The sequence below is a fragment of the Roseburia sp. OM03-7AC genome, from assembly GCF_003462625.1.
Taxonomy (GTDB): Bacteria; Bacillota; Clostridia; order Lachnospirales; family Lachnospiraceae; genus Roseburia_C; species Roseburia_C amylophila.
In genome coordinates this window covers 135,779-154,776 of record NZ_QTZJ01000006.1, presented here as the reverse complement: position 1 = coordinate 154,776, position 18,998 = coordinate 135,779, and the positions used below count along the sequence as shown (strand labels likewise).

The 18,998-nt window shown below is 41.8% G+C and carries 18 protein-coding genes; 2 read left to right on the top strand and 16 right to left on the bottom strand.

What is annotated here, in order from left to right; all coding sequences use genetic code 11:
* Window positions 1-92 precede the first annotated feature (92 nt).
* The 8 genes from DXB39_RS11930 to DXB39_RS11895 form a co-directional block, all read right to left on the bottom strand.
* On the bottom strand, window positions 93-1,157 hold the full coding sequence (locus DXB39_RS11930) for a polysaccharide pyruvyl transferase family protein (protein WP_117841952.1): 1,065 nt from the start codon (window positions 1,155-1,157) through the stop codon (window positions 93-95).
* A 36-nt stretch (window positions 1,158-1,193) separates the two neighbouring features.
* The gene (locus tag DXB39_RS11925) at window positions 1,194-1,913 is read right to left on the bottom strand and encodes a DUF4190 domain-containing protein (protein WP_117841951.1); all 720 of its coding nucleotides are present in this window, start codon (window positions 1,911-1,913) and stop codon (window positions 1,194-1,196) included.
* A 33-nt stretch (window positions 1,914-1,946) separates the two neighbouring features.
* Window positions 1,947-2,177, bottom strand: a complete 231-nt coding sequence (locus DXB39_RS11920) for a hypothetical protein (RefSeq protein ID WP_022244117.1) — start codon at window positions 2,175-2,177, stop codon at window positions 1,947-1,949.
* A 24-nt stretch (window positions 2,178-2,201) separates the two neighbouring features.
* Window positions 2,202-3,689 carry an AAA family ATPase gene (locus DXB39_RS11915; protein ID WP_117841965.1) on the bottom strand — a complete coding sequence of 496 codons (1,488 nt, stop codon included), beginning with the start codon at window positions 3,687-3,689 and terminating at the stop codon, window positions 2,202-2,204.
* A gap of 119 nt (window positions 3,690-3,808) precedes the next feature.
* On the bottom strand, window positions 3,809-6,286 hold the full coding sequence (locus DXB39_RS11910) for an ABC transporter permease (RefSeq protein WP_117841950.1): 2,478 nt from the start codon (window positions 6,284-6,286) through the stop codon (window positions 3,809-3,811).
* Window positions 6,286-7,005: an ABC transporter ATP-binding protein gene (locus DXB39_RS11905; RefSeq protein WP_117841949.1), complete on the bottom strand. Its 720-nt coding sequence runs from the start codon at window positions 7,003-7,005 to the stop codon at window positions 6,286-6,288. Before DXB39_RS11905 ends, DXB39_RS11910 begins: the two co-directional genes overlap by 1 nt.
* Before the next feature lie 124 nt (window positions 7,006-7,129).
* Entirely contained in the window at window positions 7,130-7,993 is an 864-nt protein-coding gene (locus DXB39_RS11900; RefSeq protein ID WP_117841948.1) for a hypothetical protein, read from the bottom strand.
* 257 nt (window positions 7,994-8,250) lie between these two features.
* Window positions 8,251-8,970: a hypothetical protein gene (locus DXB39_RS11895; RefSeq protein ID WP_330416534.1), complete on the bottom strand. Its 720-nt coding sequence runs from the start codon at window positions 8,968-8,970 to the stop codon at window positions 8,251-8,253.
* A gap of 164 nt (window positions 8,971-9,134) precedes the next feature.
* On the opposite strand from DXB39_RS11895, the gene bioB reads away from it, so the two are divergent.
* Window positions 9,135-10,118 carry a biotin synthase BioB gene (gene bioB, locus DXB39_RS11885; RefSeq protein ID WP_117841947.1) on the top strand — a complete coding sequence of 328 codons (984 nt, stop codon included), beginning with the start codon at window positions 9,135-9,137 and terminating at the stop codon, window positions 10,116-10,118.
* A gap of 61 nt (window positions 10,119-10,179) precedes the next feature.
* Here the strand turns inward: bioB and DXB39_RS11880 are convergent, their stop codons facing one another.
* The 8 genes from DXB39_RS11880 to DXB39_RS11845 all read right to left on the bottom strand — a co-directional run bounded on the left by DXB39_RS11880 (window position 10,180) and on the right by DXB39_RS11845 (window position 18,536).
* Entirely contained in the window at window positions 10,180-10,392 is a 213-nt protein-coding gene (locus tag DXB39_RS11880) for a FeoA family protein (protein ID WP_022244126.1), read from the bottom strand.
* Window positions 10,393-10,515: 123 nt separating this feature from the next.
* Window positions 10,516-12,111, bottom strand: a complete 1,596-nt coding sequence (locus DXB39_RS11875) for a MutS-related protein (protein ID WP_117841946.1) — start codon at window positions 12,109-12,111, stop codon at window positions 10,516-10,518.
* Window positions 12,112-12,149: 38 nt separating this feature from the next.
* Window positions 12,150-13,646: a C69 family dipeptidase gene (locus DXB39_RS11870; protein ID WP_117841945.1), complete on the bottom strand. Its 1,497-nt coding sequence runs from the start codon at window positions 13,644-13,646 to the stop codon at window positions 12,150-12,152.
* Window positions 13,647-13,686: 40 nt separating this feature from the next.
* Window positions 13,687-14,583 carry a YARHG domain-containing protein gene (locus DXB39_RS11865; protein WP_117697359.1) on the bottom strand — a complete coding sequence of 299 codons (897 nt, stop codon included), beginning with the start codon at window positions 14,581-14,583 and terminating at the stop codon, window positions 13,687-13,689.
* A 127-nt stretch (window positions 14,584-14,710) separates the two neighbouring features.
* Complete coding sequence (locus DXB39_RS11860) at window positions 14,711-16,360, bottom strand: Na+/H+ antiporter NhaC family protein (RefSeq protein WP_117697431.1); 1,650 nt, start codon at window positions 16,358-16,360, stop codon at window positions 14,711-14,713.
* Between the two features lie 43 nt (window positions 16,361-16,403).
* Entirely contained in the window at window positions 16,404-17,459 is a 1,056-nt protein-coding gene (gene rsmH / locus DXB39_RS11855; RefSeq protein ID WP_022244131.1) for a 16S rRNA (cytosine(1402)-N(4))-methyltransferase RsmH, read from the bottom strand.
* A 2-nt stretch (window positions 17,460-17,461) separates the two neighbouring features.
* Window positions 17,462-18,061 carry a bifunctional phosphoserine phosphatase/homoserine phosphotransferase ThrH gene (gene thrH / locus DXB39_RS11850; protein ID WP_117841963.1) on the bottom strand — a complete coding sequence of 200 codons (600 nt, stop codon included), beginning with the start codon at window positions 18,059-18,061 and terminating at the stop codon, window positions 17,462-17,464.
* A 100-nt stretch (window positions 18,062-18,161) separates the two neighbouring features.
* A complete protein-coding gene (locus DXB39_RS11845; RefSeq protein WP_278336370.1) occupies window positions 18,162-18,536 on the bottom strand; it encodes an aminotransferase class I/II-fold pyridoxal phosphate-dependent enzyme in 375 nt (124 codons plus the stop codon).
* On the opposite strand from DXB39_RS11845, the gene DXB39_RS11840 reads away from it, so the two are divergent.
* On the top strand, window positions 18,535-18,900 hold the full coding sequence (locus DXB39_RS11840; protein ID WP_330416535.1) for an AEC family transporter: 366 nt from the start codon (window positions 18,535-18,537) through the stop codon (window positions 18,898-18,900). The genes DXB39_RS11845 and DXB39_RS11840 overlap by 2 nt on opposite strands.
* Window positions 18,901-18,998: the final 98 nt, after the last annotated feature.

Genomic DNA, 18,998 nt, shown 5'->3' with positions numbered 1-18,998 from the left:
AACTATAACGCATAAAAACACCCTCCTTACTGGTTGTCCAGTAAAGAGGGTACATATCACTGACACCGGGGTTATCTCTTTTATTTTCATTCTTATATAATATCCTTAATGGATAAAATGTGACGTTTCATATTTTCAAAATACTGATTCATCATGCGATATGCATTTTCCATGCTGCAATAATGATTCTCTGCAAGATTAAGAAGTGCATCCTCCACCTGGTAAATCATCTTATCATTGATATGGTACTGTAATGCTCCTTTTTCTACCTGAAGATACTTTGTCTTAATCTCAGGCAGTCCCAATGTTTCATTGAGGCTGCTTCCTCTTGCATCTTCTTCCAGTAATATGGAGAGGTTTCTTCTGGAAAGGTTATAGATATGAGCATGTACACGAAATCCGATATGCAAATCGCAGTCATCATATACTTTAAATCCTTCATCACTGCCTGATATATCCATAAAATGCACATTCAGTTCCTTCATAATTGGTTCTATTCCAAGCCTTGCATCCGGGAAGCCTCTATGGCAGACAAAATATATTTCACAGTTTCCAAAGAATCTTCTTACAAACTGGGTCAATTCTACTGCCAGACCCCAATTCGCCATGTTTCCGCAATCCGAAATACAGATTTTTCTACTGGATGTCAGCCCTTTTCCGGTATATCTTGTAATTCCAATATGTTCCAAATCATACCATGCCGGACAACCTGTCATCGCTATATTATCGTAACCATTGTTGCGCAATACATTCACGGTTGCAATATCCCTGCATCCCATCTTCAGGCCTTTTTCCATTGCTTTCTGAAACAGTGCCCTCATAGGTTCTTCAAATTGATAACTATACTGGCTGACCACATCTGAATTGTGTTCCCACCATCCCATGCCAAGGAGCATAACTGGGATTTTAATTTTATTTAAATCATCTGTAACTGGTGCCATCCTTGGATAAAATCCATTACAATATCCAGGTCCACCGGCAAACACTAAAATATCGCAGGCATTTATTTCTGGAAGTTTTTCTTCCAGACTCTGATTTCGATAATATTCCACGATTTCACTGTCTGGATAAAAATATTTCAGTAATGAAATTGCCCGGTTCTTTATCAAAAAATCGCCGGCATTAATAATTGCTCCGTGTAATACAGCTATTTTCATCTCCGTCACCTCTCTTCTTTTATTTTACGTTTCCTTTTAATAGTATCTGTAACTTCTCACCGGATGGCTTGCAGTATACACGATTGACAGAATTAAAAGCAGTACACTGATTCCCGCCAGCACAATGGTTGCAATTGCAAGTCCTTTTTTCTTCGTCTGTAAGCCCTGGAATCCACACCAGAATTCCAGCACAATTATAATTGCTCCGTATGTAATACCAAAGAAGGATAACAGCAGTCCCACCAAGCTGATTACAAAACCTGCAATCGTCCAGTTCTCCCTTGTCTTTCTGGATTTCTCCACAAACTGATTGGCACTGTTCTGTGGCGGGATATACCCCTGCTGTGGTGGCATGCCCTGCTGCATCGGTGCTCCCTGCTGCATTGGCATTCCCTGCTGCATTGGCATTCCCTGCTGTGGTGCCATACCCATCATATCAATGCGATGCAGTTCTACAAACAGCGGTTCTAAATCATCCCGGAAAGATTTCTTTGGAATGGCACCTACAAAGCCTTCCAGCCCTCTTGGTTTCTCAAAAGTTCCCATATATGCCAGCACAATCACTTCTGTTCCATGAATGTAATATTCTATAGAACGTTTTCCCTTCATCCACGGGTCATTAAAGAAATAATAATTGGCATTTGGCTTTGGCATCTGTACATACTGGTTGGCTGCCAGATAATTCTGAATCACCTGGTTAATCACTGCCGGTGCCGCATGCACGCTAAATCTGTATTCTGTTTTTTCTTTGCTCATTTTTCCTTCTCCTTTATATTATGTAAACCGCCTTTATTCCATCGGGCATCCCCGGCGTTCCGGTCCTTCCATGCCGCTTACATACCGGGCATTGAATTCCATATTAATCTCCCGGAGTTCCTTCTCTCCATCAATGTATGCCTGATACATTTCCACGATTCCGGCACTGCATCCATCGCAGGTTGCAGAAATATTTCCCAAGGATTCTGCAACAATTGCCTCACGTTCTTCTTTTGTTGTATCTTTGATTAAATATCCGCTCATCCTTATTCTCCTTACCAATCACTTTTACACAAACAGCTTCTTCACATTTTCAGCATCAAAGGTTACGGATGGCACATGGTCTACTTCAATCTGATAAAGGGCATTGGCTGCTAAATGTTCCGCTGCCTGTTCTAAATCACGGATACCGGAAGTATGCTTAAACTGCTCTACAATTGCATCCAGTCCATCCTCTGTTACAACACATTCACCCTGATGCAGGCCGATTCGTTTTAATACCTTCGGCAGTGCAAACCGGGAGAAGATAATCTTCTTTTCTTCTGATGTATAATCCGGGATATCAATTACTGCAAAACGGGATAAAATCGGTGCACTGATATCGGCTTTATTGTTAGCAGTAGCAATCGGATAAACTCCCACGGTCGGAACCATACATTCCATATAGTTGTCGGTAAATCCAAGGTTATCTAACAAGGTTAACAACACATCTGCCGGGTTTCCGTTTCCTTTGCCAGATGCTGCTTTATCTAACTCATTGATAATAAATACCAGATTGGATTCTCCTGCCATGGAAAATGCTTCCATGATAATTCCAGGCTTTGCATTGGCATAGATACGGGAGCTTCCGGTCAACTGCTCCGGGTCATTGATGGAACTCATATCCAGTGTTGTCCAAGGCAGCTTTAAGATTCTTGCTACCGCATAGGCTATCTGGGATTTTCCGGTTCCTGCCGGTCCCACCAGAAGCAGTCCATATGCCGGCAGGGTATGGGTTCTGTTAATCTGAATGATGGTTTCCATGATACGCTGTTTTACTTTCTCCATGCCATATAACTCTTCATCGAGAATCTTTCTTGCTTCTACCGGATCAATTGCCTCAAAATAATTGCTCTTCCACTGGATATTCATCATAATAGACAATGCTCTCTGGGCATGACGGCGTTCCTCCGGTGATACCTCATGGGAGCGTGCTACTGCAAGGTTTCTTCTCGCCCAGAGGCGGATATTATCCGGCATGGTTCTGCCGGCGCAAGTCATAAAATCGGAAATGCTCTGTAAGCTGGTCAGCTTCATATCATCTCCATTTTCATCCTCTTCTTCCTCGTCCATTTCCTCTGTCGGTGCACTGCTGGCAAGAAGTCTCTCTATCATAAACTGTAAAAATCCATCCTCTGCCGACAATTTGGTTCCTGCACCAAAGGTTGTCTCCCGAATCTTGTATACAGCATACCCGTCTTCCCGGTTTTCTCCGGAAAGGCGCACACTGATATGATTTTCTCCCAGCCATTTAATCAGGCTGACAAAACGTGCATCTACTTTTAAAATATCTGCGCTGTAAGTCTCGCTTTCCTCTTTAAATTCAAAAGCAGTCTGCTGGCTCTGGTTTGCAAACACACCACCGGAATGATGTTTCCAATGACGGCTCTTATTGTCCAGTATAAGAATCGGCTCCTCTGCTGTCTTCTCCTTCTCGTTGGACTGAAACGTTGTATAAGTGCATATGGACTCTGTCTTTTTCCCGCCCGGTGCATTACTAAAGTCAAAAACTGGCATTTTTCTCTCTCCTGTATTTTTCATTTGTCCTCTTAAACTGATAAAAAGACCTTTTCTCTCAGAATACCACAAGGGTTCTGAAAAGAAAAGGTCTTGCTGTTTTGTTTTATTATCTGCTGTTATTCTACGCCTTTTAAGATTTCAACCATATCAAGCTTGCGGATTCGTTTCGAGAACATGAAGCTTACCAGCATGGAAATAATCATAACAAAAATTTCTGCTATCACATAATCCACCGGTGCCAGCATCAGGTTGTAATCAAAGTTCTCTCCATTGGTATTAATCATGGCATTCAGTGAAACATTTCCAAGAGGTGCTCCGATGATAATTCCAATGATACTAAGCCACAGATTCTGCATGCTTAAAATTCTTCTTATCTTAGAGGAACGCAGTCCCAATACCTTTAAGGTTGCAAATTCTTTTACTCTTTCACGAAAGGAAAGTACGCCGGAATTATATAATACGACAACTATCATAAGTATGGAAAACACTGCCATCATACCTACCATCATATTCATGATTTCCATACTGCTTTCATAGGCTGCCTGCATTTCGCTCTTACTGTTTACTCCGGTTACATAATCAAGGTCGGTCTTGTCTTTTGCTGCTTTATCATCCGTCATCAGAAAGCTTGGTATATATTCCGCACCTGTTTTCTCATAATCTTCTCTAAAATATGCAATTCCCTGGGACTCAAGGCTCCGGTAAATGTTTCCAACCTTTGCTTCATACCAGGTATTTTTCGTATAAAGATGCCAGTATACGGTATCTCCTACCTTTACATCAAGGTCGGCTGCCAGCTTACGGCTGATTCCAACGGTTCCCGGCGTCAGATTTTCCACCTGATTATTTAAATCCAGTATATTATAGAGATTCTTTCCTTCTAATACTGTGATGGTCTCTTTCTTCTTTTCTTCTGATGGAGCATTTTTCTTCTTTGCCACCTCTATCTGGTTTACCATCACTACTTCACCATACAGTTCCTCCGCCATGGCATCTGCATCTTCCGTCTTAGCATCCTCAGAGAATTTAATCTGATATTCGCCTGCACTCACACGGTTAAAATTGATTTCCACCATGCTTCCCAGCAGCTCATTACAGCCAACCGCATATACCATAAGCAGCATGCCTACTGCTGTTCCGATCACACACATAAAGCTGCGCAGTTTTGCCCTGGAAATATCCCTGAGATTATACTGGCTGGTAAAAGAAAGTTTTTCCCAGAATGGCAATTTTTCAAAAATACAGTTCTTTCCTTTCTTCGGTGCTGCCGGCCGTAATGCTTCTGCCGGTTTAATACGAAGCAGTTTCCGGCAGCTCATATAGGATGCAAGCACACATACTGCCACGATGCCTGCTGCAATGATAAAATACATCGGATGGAATACCGAATGCAGACCCGGCACGATATACCAGTTTGCAAACATACCAATGACTGCCGGGCTTCCCCACAAAGTTCCTGCCAACAGTCCAAGAACGACTCCAACTACCGAAACAACAAGACTGAAACTGATATAATGCAGCATGATTTTATGCCGTTTCAAACCAAGGGCATTCATGGTTCCTATCTGGGTACGCTGCTGTTCTACCATTCTTCCCATGGATGTTGCAATTACTAAAATTGCGATTCCCACAAATATAATGACAAATAAATAGGAAAATGACTGATGTTGTTCTAATTCACTGTCTAATCTTACCAGTCCCGGAATGGATTTTCTGTCTACAATGGCTGAATAATCACGGTCGATGCTTTCTGCCAAAACCTCTTCATGAGCAAGCCCGCCGCCATCGGTGGTTACAATAATCATCTGGGTATACGGCATCATTTTGGCAAGCTTTTCGTCGCTGACTTTATCTATCATCTGACCTAACATTTCCTGGGTAATGTCATCTTCTGTAAGTCCTGCCTCTTTTAACTGCTCTACTTTTTCATCTAAAGCAATGGTATTTTTCTTAACATCCTTCCAGGTGATTTTCCCTGTATCAATCATGTGATTTATATAATCGCGGATTGGAAATGCATCATAGGACATATATGCAATGGCAATATTTTCAAGATACATATCCGCATCGCCATCTGCCTCACGGAATTCATACTCTGCGCTCTCTATCAGGCCCTTTACCTTTCTGGTAAATGTAATCCCGTTGTATTCAATGGTAAAATCATCTCCGACTTTAATGTTCCGGAGTTTTGCGAATGCATTGGCAAGCCAGACACCATCTGTATCTGTCGGATCAAAAGGTTCTCCTGAAATATAATATGGTGTATCTACAAGGTTTTCACGTTCTAAATAAATATCCACCTGCGCGCCATCACAATCCGGTGCACTTCCGGTCACGGACATACGAAGCTGAGCATCTTCTACAAAATCCAGTGCTTTTACCGTATCCAGTTCATCCCCGGAAAATCCCTCCCCATACATCCAGATATCGGAAAGATTACATTCTTTGTGATAATTCTCTCTTGCAACTTTCTGTGACAAAACATGGCCTTCAAATGTACAGAACAGTGCCATTGCCAGTGCTGCAAGCAGAAAAACCGAAAAGAAGGCTCCAAAATTGGCCTTGTAGTCACGCAGCATTTTGCGAAATAGCATTACCACTCCACCTCCTCTACATCCAGTGGGTGTTCATTTTCCACAATTTCACGTATTTTTCCGTTTTTCATACGAATGACTTTATCTGCACATTTTGCAATATCCGCGTTATGAGTTACCAGAATGACTGTATCCTGATTTTCCCTGCTGCATTTCTGCAACAGCTGCAATACGATCACTCCCGTTTCTGAATCCAGTGCTCCGGTAGGTTCATCTCCAAGAATAATCCGTGGTTTTTTGGATAATGCCCTTGCAATGGAGACACGCTGCTGCTCTCCACCGGATAGCTGCGCTGGAAATTTATTCTTATGATCAGCAAGGCCAACTGCCTCTAACATTTTTCCCGGATCTTCTGCATCTTTTACTATACTTCTGGTCAATGCTACATTTTCATATGCTGTAAGACTTGGCAGCAGATTGTAAAACTGAAAAATAAATCCTATTTTATCTGCCCGGAAATCCGATAACTGTTTATCATTCATCTCTGAGACAGTTTCTCCATCAATGATAACCTGTCCCTCTGTTGGCTGGTCCATTCCCCCTAACATATTTAGTACCGTCGATTTTCCTGCTCCTGACTGTCCTAAAATCACCACAAATTCTCCCTCGTTAATTGTAAAGTTCACATGATTGACTGCATATTGCAGTGCTTCTCCTTCCCCATAAGTACGGACTACGTCCTTAAACTCAACAATTGTTTTCTTTGTTTCCTTTTTCATATTTCCATGTTCTCCTTCTTTCACGCAAGTTAGTCGTGTCTAATCGGGATTATAGCACAAAAATAAGGATAACCAAGTTCCGGTTATCCTGTTGAAAAATATTATCATTAATTTTTAAATAAATTTATTCTGTTAATCCTTTGATTTCATCCACAGATAATCCTGAAATTTCTGCTATCTGCTCCAAAGAAAAGCTGCCCATCTGGAGCATCCGGGTTGCTGCTTTAACAGATGCCTGCTTTTCACCTTGTTCCACCCCTGCCTCAAACTCCGCTTTGCGAAGTTTCTTTTCTTCTTCCACTTTATCATATTCGAAAATACTCATCGCAACTACCTCCGCACGATTCTTTTTTAGGAAATCAGCAAGTATATTCTCCCGGATGCATTCTGTAACCGCTCGTTCCACAGCATCCTCCAACGGAAGCTGCTCTGCATACTTTCTGACTTTTGCTACATACTGCGCATACTCCTTTAATTTTCGGCAATGCTGCATTAATTCGCAATTATGTCCTTCATTGATATTTAATGTTGTCACAATCAGTTCCAATGCCGGTTCTGCTCCGGTATGTAAAAAAGCATCTGACAGCCGGCTGATGCAACAGTCCTCTAACGGCTCTATTCCATTATAAAAAACAAAAAAGCCGGGAGTCGGAATCTTTTGAATTGCAGATGAATATAACGATTTCCGGTCGATGAGTTTCTGGTATTCCGCTGCAATATAAAACAAGTCCCGAAGAGGAATATTGGGATTTACTGTGGACTGATGTTCATAAAGATAGAGATTCATGTCTAAAATAAATGCCAGATCATTTTTCATTCCCATATAAATAGCATTTTCCAATGTTACAATTTCCAAGTCATCGGGATTGGTATAATTCCGTTTGTTTACCGCATTATAGAGTGACAGAAGTGACTCCCTGTCTGAAAAAAGCATACGAAAAATCGTATCCTTATAATTGCGGTTTGCTGCTGGTACTTTCTTTGTCATATGTAGTTCCTCCTTTGATTTGCAGGAAGCTGCTACATACTCCTTTTCCTGTAACTTCTCCTGCTTTTTATTTAATAGATGGTATAAAAAGCATAGATAGATACAGAAATGTCATAACGCTTAAGACTGCCAGAATGGAATAAAAGAAAATGCTATCTGGATTGTATTTTATGCTTTGGATTATTGTATCACAAAGATTTTGTCCCCGGCAATCCTTTTATGAATATTTTAGATTTCTAAGAATCTCTTAAGTTTTATTAATGAGTCTGTTCATATTCTAAGAATTCTTTTGTCTTAGACCAGTACTTGATTCCCCAGTTTTCAAAATTCCATTCTTCCATATAGGCATTACACTCATAATCCACATAATAGAGGACATTTTGCCACAGGATAAAATTTGTAGGGAAATAATCAATATTTGTATGTGCAGCATATAACTTTGTGCACATTTCTTTTACCTGTTGCAGGCAGATTTCCGGCAGTGCGTCCTTTTCCACCTGCTGATAGACAGTGTCTCCCGGAATGTATTCCTTTAAAATGCGTTCCTGTGTTTCATCGATATCAAGCAGCTTTGGCATGGTAATTCCAATTTCCATAAGCCGTTTATAATCCCTTTTTTCAGCCTCTAACTTATTACCAAACTGATAATAACTGCATGGTTCATGGTGAATCTGTTTCAGGACATATTCCTTCTCCCCATCTGTCACAAGATAGGAATAGCCGCCTTTCCCCTTTCCAAGCAGTTTTTTCACTTTATATTCTTTTCCGTTTAATGTCATTATCTCTTCTTCCGGCAGCTCCATTTCCGCTCCGATATCCAGTTTCTTTTCATAAGCCAGCTTATCCGCCATACGGATGCTGCGCTGTTTTCCGGTATCATCCACCAGAAGAATCGTAACCATCGGTTCTTCCCCTTCCGGCCGTCCTTCACAGCCGAATTCATCCTCAATAATATCTGTGATTCTATATGTTTTCATCTGCCATTCCTTTCTCTTTACTTTTTCATCTCATTATCTTTCATTATACCAGTTTTTCCTGTTTTTGTATTGTCAACTTATGTATTATTGCAGGTTGACATTCTATTGATTTTTGTTTATCATAAAGAACTGTAAAATTCATACAGATACAAAGGAGACAAACCATGGATGCACTGACACTGGCACAGGAAATTATTGACGGACGACGCATTACGAGAGAGGATGATTTATCCTTTTTTCTTACCTGCGATTTAAAGGAATTATGCGAAGGAGCCGACAAAATACGTGCTGCAAGAATCGGAGATAAAGTAGATTTATGTTCTATCATAAACGGACGAAGCGGACGCTGTCCGGAAGACTGTAAATATTGTGCCCAGTCCGCACATAACCATACCAACTGTGAAGTATATGACTTCCTGCCGGAAGAAGATATTATCAAAGCCTGCAAAATGAACGAAAGCGAAGGCGTTGACCGATTTTCTATCGTAACTGCGGGAAAAGCACTAACCGGTCCGGAGTTTGAAAAAGCCATTCACGCCTTTGAATCCATGCATCGGGAATGCAAAATCGATTTATGTGCTTCCATGGGATTTTTAGATGAGGAACAACTGCACCGCCTTCATGAGGCAGGCGTTACCAGCTATCATCATAATATAGAAACATCACGCCGGAATTTTCCAAATATCTGCACCACCCATACCTACGATATGAAAATTGAAACTTTAAAGAAAGTAAAAGCGGAAGGCATGTGCGCCTGCTCCGGTGGTATTATCGGAATGGGCGAAAACTGGGAAGACCGTCTGGATATGGCAGTAAGTTTAGCTGAACTGGGAATTGATTCTATTCCAATCAATGCTTTAATGCCAATTCCGGGAACTCCATTAGAAAATCTGCCGCAGTTAAGTGAAGATGATATTCTGCGTACCATTGCATTCTTCCGTTATATCAATCCGGATGCAAATATCCGTCTGGCTGCCGGCCGTGCACTGCTTACCAACGATGGCGAAACTGCTTTTCAGGCTGGTGCATCTGCAACCATTACCGGAAATATGCTGACTACTGTTGCCTGCGCTACCATAAGAAGTGACCGGAAATTGTTAGAAGATTTAGGCAGGGATGTAACTCCGGATTACTGGAAAGAAGCATAATAGATTCTTATGGACCTTTGATAGAAAAAAGGAAGCCGTCACCCGCGTTTATACGATTTTCCTACACCTGTATTCGGTCTGCAATTTCATTTCCCATTGCAAATCTGCTGTCTTTTGCCCCAATAATTACACAGTCACGCATTTTCTGGATGAGCTGTATGCGTTCCCCCTCATCTACAGAGTGGCTATGCAAGAAATCAAGCACTTCCGGCTGACCAAACATCCACTGAATGGTATAGGTTTCACCTGGTGTTGCTTTTGACAATGCCTGCATAGAAATTCCTCCTTTTCTCCTATTGTAGTTTTCACCTGCCCTGTTAGTCAATTGCTATCTTAGTTGCAATCTTCCAACAAATAGTATACGTATATAACAGGAGTAAGATACGGATTTTCTCTTTTATCTTTTTAAAATATCTTCCAAATCCAGACCATAACGTTTGGCAATATCTCTTGCATAACTTAAGCCATCCGGTGTCGTCCGGATGACCCGGTAACTCCGGGTACCCTCTTCTTTACTTTCCATCATTGCCACCAGATTATCGATTTTGCCTTTATTCTCCGGATGCTCATTATAGGTATCCAGCTGTTGTGTCAAATCATGAATATGGGTCACATAAAGGCCACAGCAGCCGATAATTCCGATTCCGGTCAGCACCTCTGATGCTATGTAGCCTGCCTCAAGTCCACTGGTACTGGAAAAAGATTCATCCATCAACAGCATATCCGTATCTGACAGTTGTTTCATGATTTCACTCAGTCTTACACACTCACTTTCCAGTCTGCCCATTCCATAATTATTCTCATCAGAGGATGGAAAATGTGTAAATATTCCAGACACCGGACTCATTACCGCCTCTTCTGCCGGAACAAACAGCCCCAGTTGGAATAACGCCTGCGCCATTCCGATGGAATAGGCAAAAATAGATTTTCCTCCGTGATTTGGGCCGGTTATCAGATAGAATCTTCCTTTTTCATCCAGCTCAAAGGAATTAGACACAATTGTTTCCTCTACGGAATTCACTGCCAGCATGGGATTGTATACATGCTTTAACTCACAGCGTTTCTCCTGCATGGATGCAATCTTCGGTCTGCACATGGCAAATCCCTTTTCTTTCATGGAACGGATAAATTTTACTCCGGCAGTCAGAAAACGGATATCATCCAATAAAGCAATAAACATATTTGTATTAATGTGATAATAATTCTGTACCAGCGGTTCAAACTCCCTCAGCGACTTTGCAAAAATAGTCTGCAAAGCCGCATTCATGGAATAGTCTATAGCATCCTGTTCATCATTGTGCAGCACCCGGCTCAGAGGATAGAGTGCCGACATCAGATGCCATTTATCATTTTTCCCTTTTTTCAAAAGCCGGTCCATGATGGTTCCCGGATGGAATTGTTCCTCATTGACAGAAATCAGCCCGGCTTCTTTCGGTCTTAAATTGCCATCAAGATTAATGCCTACGGTTACGCTTTTGATATGCCCGAAGTTCATTTCCATTTTCGGAAGTTCCTCATTCAGGCTCTGGTACTCGCTGCCTGCTACGATTGAGTGAATTTCTTTTTTGAAATTCTGCATACCTTCCGAATGAATCTCTGCTTTTTCCAATGCATCCGCAAATAAATTTACAATTTCCTGATACATTTCAAGATATCGCACCGAACGCAGGGCTGAATCTGTCGTAAAATCGCTGTTCAATACCCTTCGCATGTCATTGATATTATAGATAATGGATACCGCCTTGCAAAATGCCTCATAAAGCGACGGATTCTCCACCAGATCTTCTACTACACCCAGACGATACTCTAATACCCGCTCATCTGTAGAGAAGAAATTTTCCAGTGAAAGATCTGCCACTCCCCGGTAGCTTTCTTTAATCAGTATCACCATGGCATCAATTTTTAATGCCTGGATAAACTTATAATCCTTCATGGGAACTGCTTTGCTCCGGTCATAATCCGGTGGATATAATAAATGAAAATCTGTCTGCATTGCACTTATGCTCCTTTTCTCTATCGTATCTTTCTTCGTTATGCATCTGAGCGTGAATATGCATTTTTCATCTGGCTGCTTAATTCAAACAGCACTTTATCCAAAGTATCCTGTGTCTCTTTCTTAAGCATTTCTGCAATTGCATCATTTGCCTGCTGCATCAGCTGCTGTCTTTTGGCAGTCTCTTTTTCTGCCGCTAAAAGCGCATCATATTGATGTAATAGTTCCCGTCCTTTTGCCATAACATGCATCTGATAGCGTTCAATGTGAAACAGGGAGCTGCGGTAAGAAGCATCTGCCATTGCAGCAATCATGCGGCTTGCCCAGTAGAAATTGTCTGTGGAAACTTCTCCTGTGGTATTGGATACATATTCCGGCGTTGTCTCCACTTCACCATAAAATGGAACCAGCACATTAAATGCATTGGATGCAAATGCCACCCACTGTATAATGCTTCCTGTATTTTCGGTAATGTCTGCCTGCTCCGGCCGCATTTCAATCACAGAAAGGAAATCATTCCGGTTAACTCCAATAGAACGGAATGCGCCCTTCATGGATTTCTCTCCATAAGAACCGTATGGGTCATAAGGTGTTCCCTGAAAATGTGCGGACAAGACATATTTTACATCTTCGATTGTTACCTTTTTCTCCGGTTTTAAGCACCATGGAATATCGTCGGATGCCGGCGTATAATCTGCCTGCTCGCCATCCCATTTATAAGTATGTGGATTCAGATAACGCTCCATAAACCAGGCTCTCGGTGTATTGTATACATGGTCGGAATCATCATGGGAACCAAATGCATCTCTTGGATTTAACTTTCCATCCAAAGAAAGGTCAAGATGATTCTTTTCAATAAATTCCCGCAGATCCTTTGAGCACATATAGTCCTTCTGTGTAGTAAGGGCATCCTCTAAATCAAAGCTGTCAAGTCCCAGCTGGTTTGGCATTACCACATAGACATCATCCGGCACTCTTCCTGCCATCCAGTGATGTCCGCCAATGGTCTCAAGCCACCAGATTTCATCCTTATCCTGAAATGCAATTCCATTCATCTCATAGGTTCCATACTGCTCCAACAAACTGCCCAGGCGAATGACACCCTCTCTTGCACTGTGAATGTACGGAAGCACAATGTATACAATATCCTCTTCTCCAATGCCGCCGATAATCTCTTCCCTGCCATTTTCTGCCGGATGGTAGGTCACCAGAGGATCTGCTCCTAAGACGCGGGGATTGGAAGTTATGGTCTCTGTTGCAGTCATGGCAATCTTCGCCTCATTGACACCGCAGGCAGCCCAGACACCTTCCCCGTCTACCGCATTCGGCATTGCCGTGTAACGCATCGGATGCTCCGGCAATTCTATTTTCACATGAGATAATACCGACTGATAGATTGTCGGCTGTTCTTCCGGATGAATTACCACATATTTCTTAGGTGTAAAATGTCCGGCACCGGAATCATCATTTCGTGCAATTATAGTTGCTCCATTATAAGAAGCTTTTTTCCCTACTAAAATAGTTGTACATGGCATATCTGTTCTACCCCTTTTCCTGTTTCATCGAATGTTATTTCTAACGATAGCCCATCTTCGTCTCATAGTTCACGATGGTATCCTCATTGGTTCTCTCTATTTCCGATAACATATCTTCTTTGAAATCGTCCGGTTCAATGGTTCCGTTGTACCAGGATTTTCCATCGAAATATTCCTGCAGTCCTTCATCTAAGAATTTTCTTCCATGTCTTGCATAGATTTCATTTCTGGCAATCCGAAGGTCCTCCTGGGTCAGATTCTCCAAATCAGCTTCCGTTAATAATCGGCTGGCACTCTCCGGAAGAATATATTCTGCTTCCTCTTCTCCAACTGCTCCGTCTGTTCCCATGTCCTCATTTCCGGTTGTATCTTCTTTATTTATTACTTCGGAAGTTTTCTCAGATGCTTCCTGCTGTCCGCTTACACCTTTCCTATCTGTCTGCTCTGTAGACATTTCCGTCTCTGTGGTCTGCTCCGTTGTAACCACCGGCTTATCGGTAATATCATCCTGCTTTGCCGGCTGATTGCCCTTGATAAATAACAATACTATAATTGCAATCAGAATAATAATAAGAACTGCTGCACCGATTAATAAATATACCATGGCACCGGAGCCGGATTTCTTCTCAGTTTCATTCTTATTTTTATTTGATATTTTTTCACTGTTCTTTGTTTTTGTTACTTTCTCATTCTCATTCTTTTTTTGTTGTGGATGTGGTGCCGGGCTTGCCTGTCTTACCGGGGTCTGCTGCTGTGTCGGTGCCTGTTGCGGTACTGAGTTTCTCTGCGGTACCGGAGTCGGTTGATTTACCGGTGCTTTCTGCGGTGTCGGATTTGGCTGGATTGCTCCCGGCTGAAAAGCTTCTACTTTCGTTCCGCATTTGGTACAGAATTTTGCATTTACCGGTAATGCATTTCCACATTTTGTACAAAACATTTTCTTTCCTCTTTTCTGTTATTTTATGTTTCTTTTGTTTCAAATTTTCAAATTATTTTTATTATAGATTCTATTGTACAAAAATGCGGGACACCAATTCCGTATCCCGCATTATCTTTTTTATCTTTTAAATTTCTTCCCGTCCTGTTCTGGAACGAATTACGAATAATACGCCAATTAATACCACGATACAAACCGGAAGTGCCAGCCATGAAATTCCTGCCAGTCCGACTGCCTGCAGGATACCAATCAGGAAATAGCCTAATAAGCAGACAACCGCAACAGTCAATGCATACGGAAGCTGGGTTGCTACATGGTTAACATGCTCACAGTGACCACCGGCAGATGCCATAATTGTGGTATCTGAAATCGGTGAGCAATGGTCTCCACAAACTGCTCCTGCCAGACAGGACGCAATGGAGATTACCATCATCTGTCCGCTTGGGAATACACCAAGGACAATCGGAATCAGAATACTGAAGGTTCCCCAGGAGGTTCCGGTTGCAAATGCTAAGAACGCTGCTACCAGGAAAATAATCATTGGCAGGAAGCCCTGCATTGCATTTGCTGAATTTGCTACCAGATCAGCCACGAATACTTTTGCTCCTAAGAGATTGGTCATTCCGGATAAGGTCCATGCCATAGTCAGAATCAGAATCGGAGCAATCATCGCCTTAAATCCTTCCGGAATACATTCGGTAAATTCCTTAAAGGATAAAACATCACGCAACATGTAATAGATAAAAGTAAATACCAGTGTTACTGCGCCGCCAAGAACCAGTCCGACGGAAGCATCACAGCCGGAGAATGCCTCTACAAAGGAAGTTCCGCTGAAGAAGCCACCGGTATAAATCATGGCTACGATACAGCTTACAATCAACACAGCTACCGGAAGAATCAAATCCAGTACGTGAGAGTTTTCTTTTACAACTTCCTCTTCATTATCTTCATACGGTCTTCCCGGTGTGGTAAACAAATCACCTTTGATTGCATTCATTTCATGGGTTTTCATCGGTCCGAAATCCACGCGCAAAAGAGTAATTCCAATTAACATTACCAATGTCAGCAATGCATATAAGTTATATGGAATTGTCTGGATAAATACCGCAAATCCATTGATTCCGGAATCTGCCGGAACAGAAGAAGTAACTGCTGCTGCCCAGGAGCTGATTGGTGCGATGATACATACCGGTGCTGCCGTTGCATCAATAATATAAGATAATTTTGCACGGGATACCTTGTGCCGGTCTGTAACCGGACGCATTACACTTCCTACGGTCAGACAGTTAAAATAATCATCCACGAAAATCAATACACCAAGAATCATAACGGAAATCTGCGCTCCGATTCTGGTTTTAATATGCCGGGATGCCCACTTTCCAAATGCGGCAGAACCACCTGCACGGTTAAGAAGGGATACCAAAATGCCAAGCATGACAAGGAATACTAAAATTCCCACATTCCATGCATTCGCAAGCTTGTATACCATACCGCCCTCTTCTTGGAAGAAAATGGTATTTATCATCAACTCAAGGTTGAAGTTGGAATACAGCAAACCTCCTGCAATAATTCCTGCCAGAAGTGAGGTATATACTTCCTTGGTAATCAGTGCCAGTCCGATTGCAATAACCGGCGGAAGCAATGATAAAATTGTCGCATAAGCTTTACACTGATAGCTGTCAGCATCAGCAATTGTTCCAGGTGTCTGGCTTGTTACGACCATAAGTATCACGATAATCGCAATAAATACCAGCATACCAATCTGTTTTCTTTTCATTTTCACTGTTTTCGTCTCCATCTCATTGTATTTTCAAAATAACCTACTCTGCCTTAATTGCCCAGCGCATCTTAGTAGAACGTGCCCGTCCGTTCTGCGCACACTCCTGTGCAGATGGGCGGATTACATCTTTGGCATAATCGGCATAAATGCCTGCCCGATAGCCTTCTTTTAATGCTTTCTTTACTAACTTGTCTTCGCCGGAATGGAAAGTTAAAATTGCAGCTCTTCCGCCCGGTTTCAATGCATCCGGCAGTTTCTCCATGAATTCATACAGTACTTCAAATTCACGGTTCACATCAATACGAAGTGCCTGGAAGGTTCGCTGGCAGGTCTTTTTTATCGTATCCTTCTTCTCTTTTTCCGGTAGAAAATCAAGCGTCTTTTCAATGATATTCCTTAACTTTGTGGTGGTATCAATCCGGTTGCCTTTTCGAATCTCATCGGTAATCGCTTTTGCCAGTTCTTCACAGTATGGCTCATCCGAATTTTCATAAAGCATTCCCGCCAGTTCATCCTTTGTAATGGCAGCCAGGCGTTCTGCTGCACTGATTCCGGCTTCCTGGTTCAGCCGTAAATCCAGTGGGCCATCCACTTTAAAAGAAAATCCACGCTTCGGATTATCAATCTGCATGGAAGATACACCCAGGTCCGCAAGAATAAAATCAAATCCGCCGGCTTCTTTTGCAATTTCATCTATCGTACAGAAATTCTGTAATCGTATTGTCAGAATATCTTCTCCAAAACCGGCCTCTTCTAACCGCTTTCTTGTCCTGGCTGATTCCTCCGGGTCTACATCCGTTGCATAGATGTGTCCCTGCCCTTTTAAGCACTGCAGCATGGCTTTCGTATGACCGCCATATCCCAAGGTCGCATCAAAGCCTGTTTCTCCCGGCTGGATTTTTAAGAAATCCAGAATTTCATTTACCATTATGGAAATATGCATTCCGGCAGGTGTGTTTCCTTTTTTTATTACATGCTCAATCGTATCTTTATATTTTTCCGGCTGAAGTTCTTTATATTTTTCTTCAAATTTCTTCGGATATTTTCCACTGTAACGCACCCGGCGTTTGTGGGTTGTCTGGTTTTCCTCTGCCATAATTAAAGAGCCTTCTTGATTGCTTCCATTAATTCATCATAAGTCTCAAATGCAGGCAGTTCCGGATGATCTTTCTTAATCTGCTCGGTGCTGCGGAATAAGAATCCTGCTTTACTCGCCTCAATCATGCCTAGGTCATTGTGGCTGTCTCCGCTGGCAATCGTCTCATAACCAATGGACTGTAATGCTTTTACTGTAGTCAGCTTGGAATTTTCAATTCTCATCTTAAATCCGGTAATCTCACCGTCCTCTGCCACCTCCAGAGAATTGCAGAAAATGGTAGGCCAGCCTAATTTCTTCATCAGAGGTCCTGCAAACTGGGTAAAGGTATCACTGATGATGATAACCTGTGTCATGGAACGAAGTTCATCTAAGAACTCTTTTGCTCCCGGCATCGGGTCAATTTTTGCGATGGTTTCCTGAATTTCTTTTAATCCAAGTCCATGTTCTTTTAAGATGCCAAGTCTCCATTTCATCAATTTATTGTAATCCGGTTCGTCTCTTGTAGTTCTCTTTAATTCAGGGATTCCGCTTGCTTCTGCAAATGCAATCCAGATCTCCGGCACCAATACTCCTTCCAGATCAAGGCATACAATGTTCATGTCCATAATTAATCCTCCATACAAACATATTTAATTCAACAAATTACTTCCCTAAAGTATACCTTATTATGAATAAAAGTACAAGAAAGAACCTCATTTTTCAGAAAGCCAAAGCTTTTCTCATAGCCAATATGTGACAAGCTATGTTAATCTTACCAGAGGTATCGGTACACCATGCAAACATTCCGCCATCCGGCTCAATACACTTTATCTCCTTTGGAAGCTTTTCCCTGATTAATTTGCACATATATTCGCTCTTTTTCGCATAGAAAGCGGATACCTCTGCAATATGTTTCTTAATATCATAATTCTTATAATACTCATAAACAATCATCTGTGCAAGAATATTTGTATGTACATCGGTAAACTGTTTTAACAGTGTTCCACGTTCTATAATCTTCTTGTTGGCAATCATAAATCCCACACGAAGCCCCAGTGCCACAACCTTGGAAAAGCTGCCGGAATAACATACAATTACCTCTGTTGGAAATGTAAGCTTCAGTCTTGCGCTGATTTTCCTGGGTGCAACTCTTTCTTATATTTCCTTAAAGAATCTCGACTTTATTTATGATTATTTCTTTCTGGTAATTGTCAAAATGATTCTGATTCCGGTTGGTGTTGCAGCCGTGGTATCACATTTCCTTACTCCGACCGAAACAACCATTCTTACCCTGATGGCATGTATGCCAGCCATGTCCGCCATTCCGATGATGGCAGAAAACTACCATTCCGATGCGGAATTTGCTTCTAAGACCTGCTTTGTCATGACACTTTGCTCCGTCTTTACGATTCCGCTAGTCTTCTTCCTCTTAGAACTTCTCGGCATCCACATCGGCTGATGATTGGTCTTCTTTCTGAAATATGCTATAATGAGCAGTACTAACTTAATAGTGACTTATCAAATGCTTATTTTAACTTTAAGAAACCCTTCAGAAAG

What these genes read in the sequence shown, in the direction of transcription:
- DXB39_RS11930 (WP_117841952.1), bottom strand. Translation starts at nt 1,157, where the DNA reads ATGAAAATAGCTGTATTACACGGAGCAATTATTAATGCCGGCGATTTT.
- DXB39_RS11925 (WP_117841951.1), bottom strand. Translation starts at nt 1,913, where the DNA reads ATGAGCAAAGAAAAAACAGAATACAGATTTAGCGTGCATGCGGCACCG.
- DXB39_RS11920 (WP_022244117.1), bottom strand. Translation starts at nt 2,177, where the DNA reads ATGAGCGGATATTTAATCAAAGATACAACAAAAGAAGAACGTGAGGCA.
- DXB39_RS11915 (WP_117841965.1), bottom strand. Translation starts at nt 3,689, where the DNA reads ATGCCAGTTTTTGACTTTAGTAATGCACCGGGCGGGAAAAAGACAGAG.
- DXB39_RS11910 (WP_117841950.1), bottom strand. Translation starts at nt 6,286, where the DNA reads ATGCTATTTCGCAAAATGCTGCGTGACTACAAGGCCAATTTTGGAGCC.
- DXB39_RS11905 (WP_117841949.1), bottom strand. Translation starts at nt 7,005, where the DNA reads ATGAAAAAGGAAACAAAGAAAACAATTGTTGAGTTTAAGGACGTAGTC.
- DXB39_RS11900 (WP_117841948.1), bottom strand. Translation starts at nt 7,993, where the DNA reads ATGACAAAGAAAGTACCAGCAGCAAACCGCAATTATAAGGATACGATT.
- DXB39_RS11895 (WP_330416534.1), bottom strand. Translation starts at nt 8,970, where the DNA reads ATGAAAACATATAGAATCACAGATATTATTGAGGATGAATTCGGCTGT.
- bioB (WP_117841947.1), top strand. Translation starts at nt 9,135, where the DNA reads ATGGATGCACTGACACTGGCACAGGAAATTATTGACGGACGACGCATT.
- DXB39_RS11880 (WP_022244126.1), bottom strand. Translation starts at nt 10,392, where the DNA reads ATGCAGGCATTGTCAAAAGCAACACCAGGTGAAACCTATACCATTCAG.
- DXB39_RS11875 (WP_117841946.1), bottom strand. Translation starts at nt 12,111, where the DNA reads ATGCAGACAGATTTTCATTTATTATATCCACCGGATTATGACCGGAGC.
- DXB39_RS11870 (WP_117841945.1), bottom strand. Translation starts at nt 13,646, where the DNA reads ATGCCATGTACAACTATTTTAGTAGGGAAAAAAGCTTCTTATAATGGA.
- DXB39_RS11865 (WP_117697359.1), bottom strand. Translation starts at nt 14,583, where the DNA reads ATGTTTTGTACAAAATGTGGAAATGCATTACCGGTAAATGCAAAATTC.
- DXB39_RS11860 (WP_117697431.1), bottom strand. Translation starts at nt 16,360, where the DNA reads ATGAAAAGAAAACAGATTGGTATGCTGGTATTTATTGCGATTATCGTG.
- rsmH (WP_022244131.1), bottom strand. Translation starts at nt 17,459, where the DNA reads ATGGCAGAGGAAAACCAGACAACCCACAAACGCCGGGTGCGTTACAGT.
- thrH (WP_117841963.1), bottom strand. Translation starts at nt 18,061, where the DNA reads ATGAACATTGTATGCCTTGATCTGGAAGGAGTATTGGTGCCGGAGATC.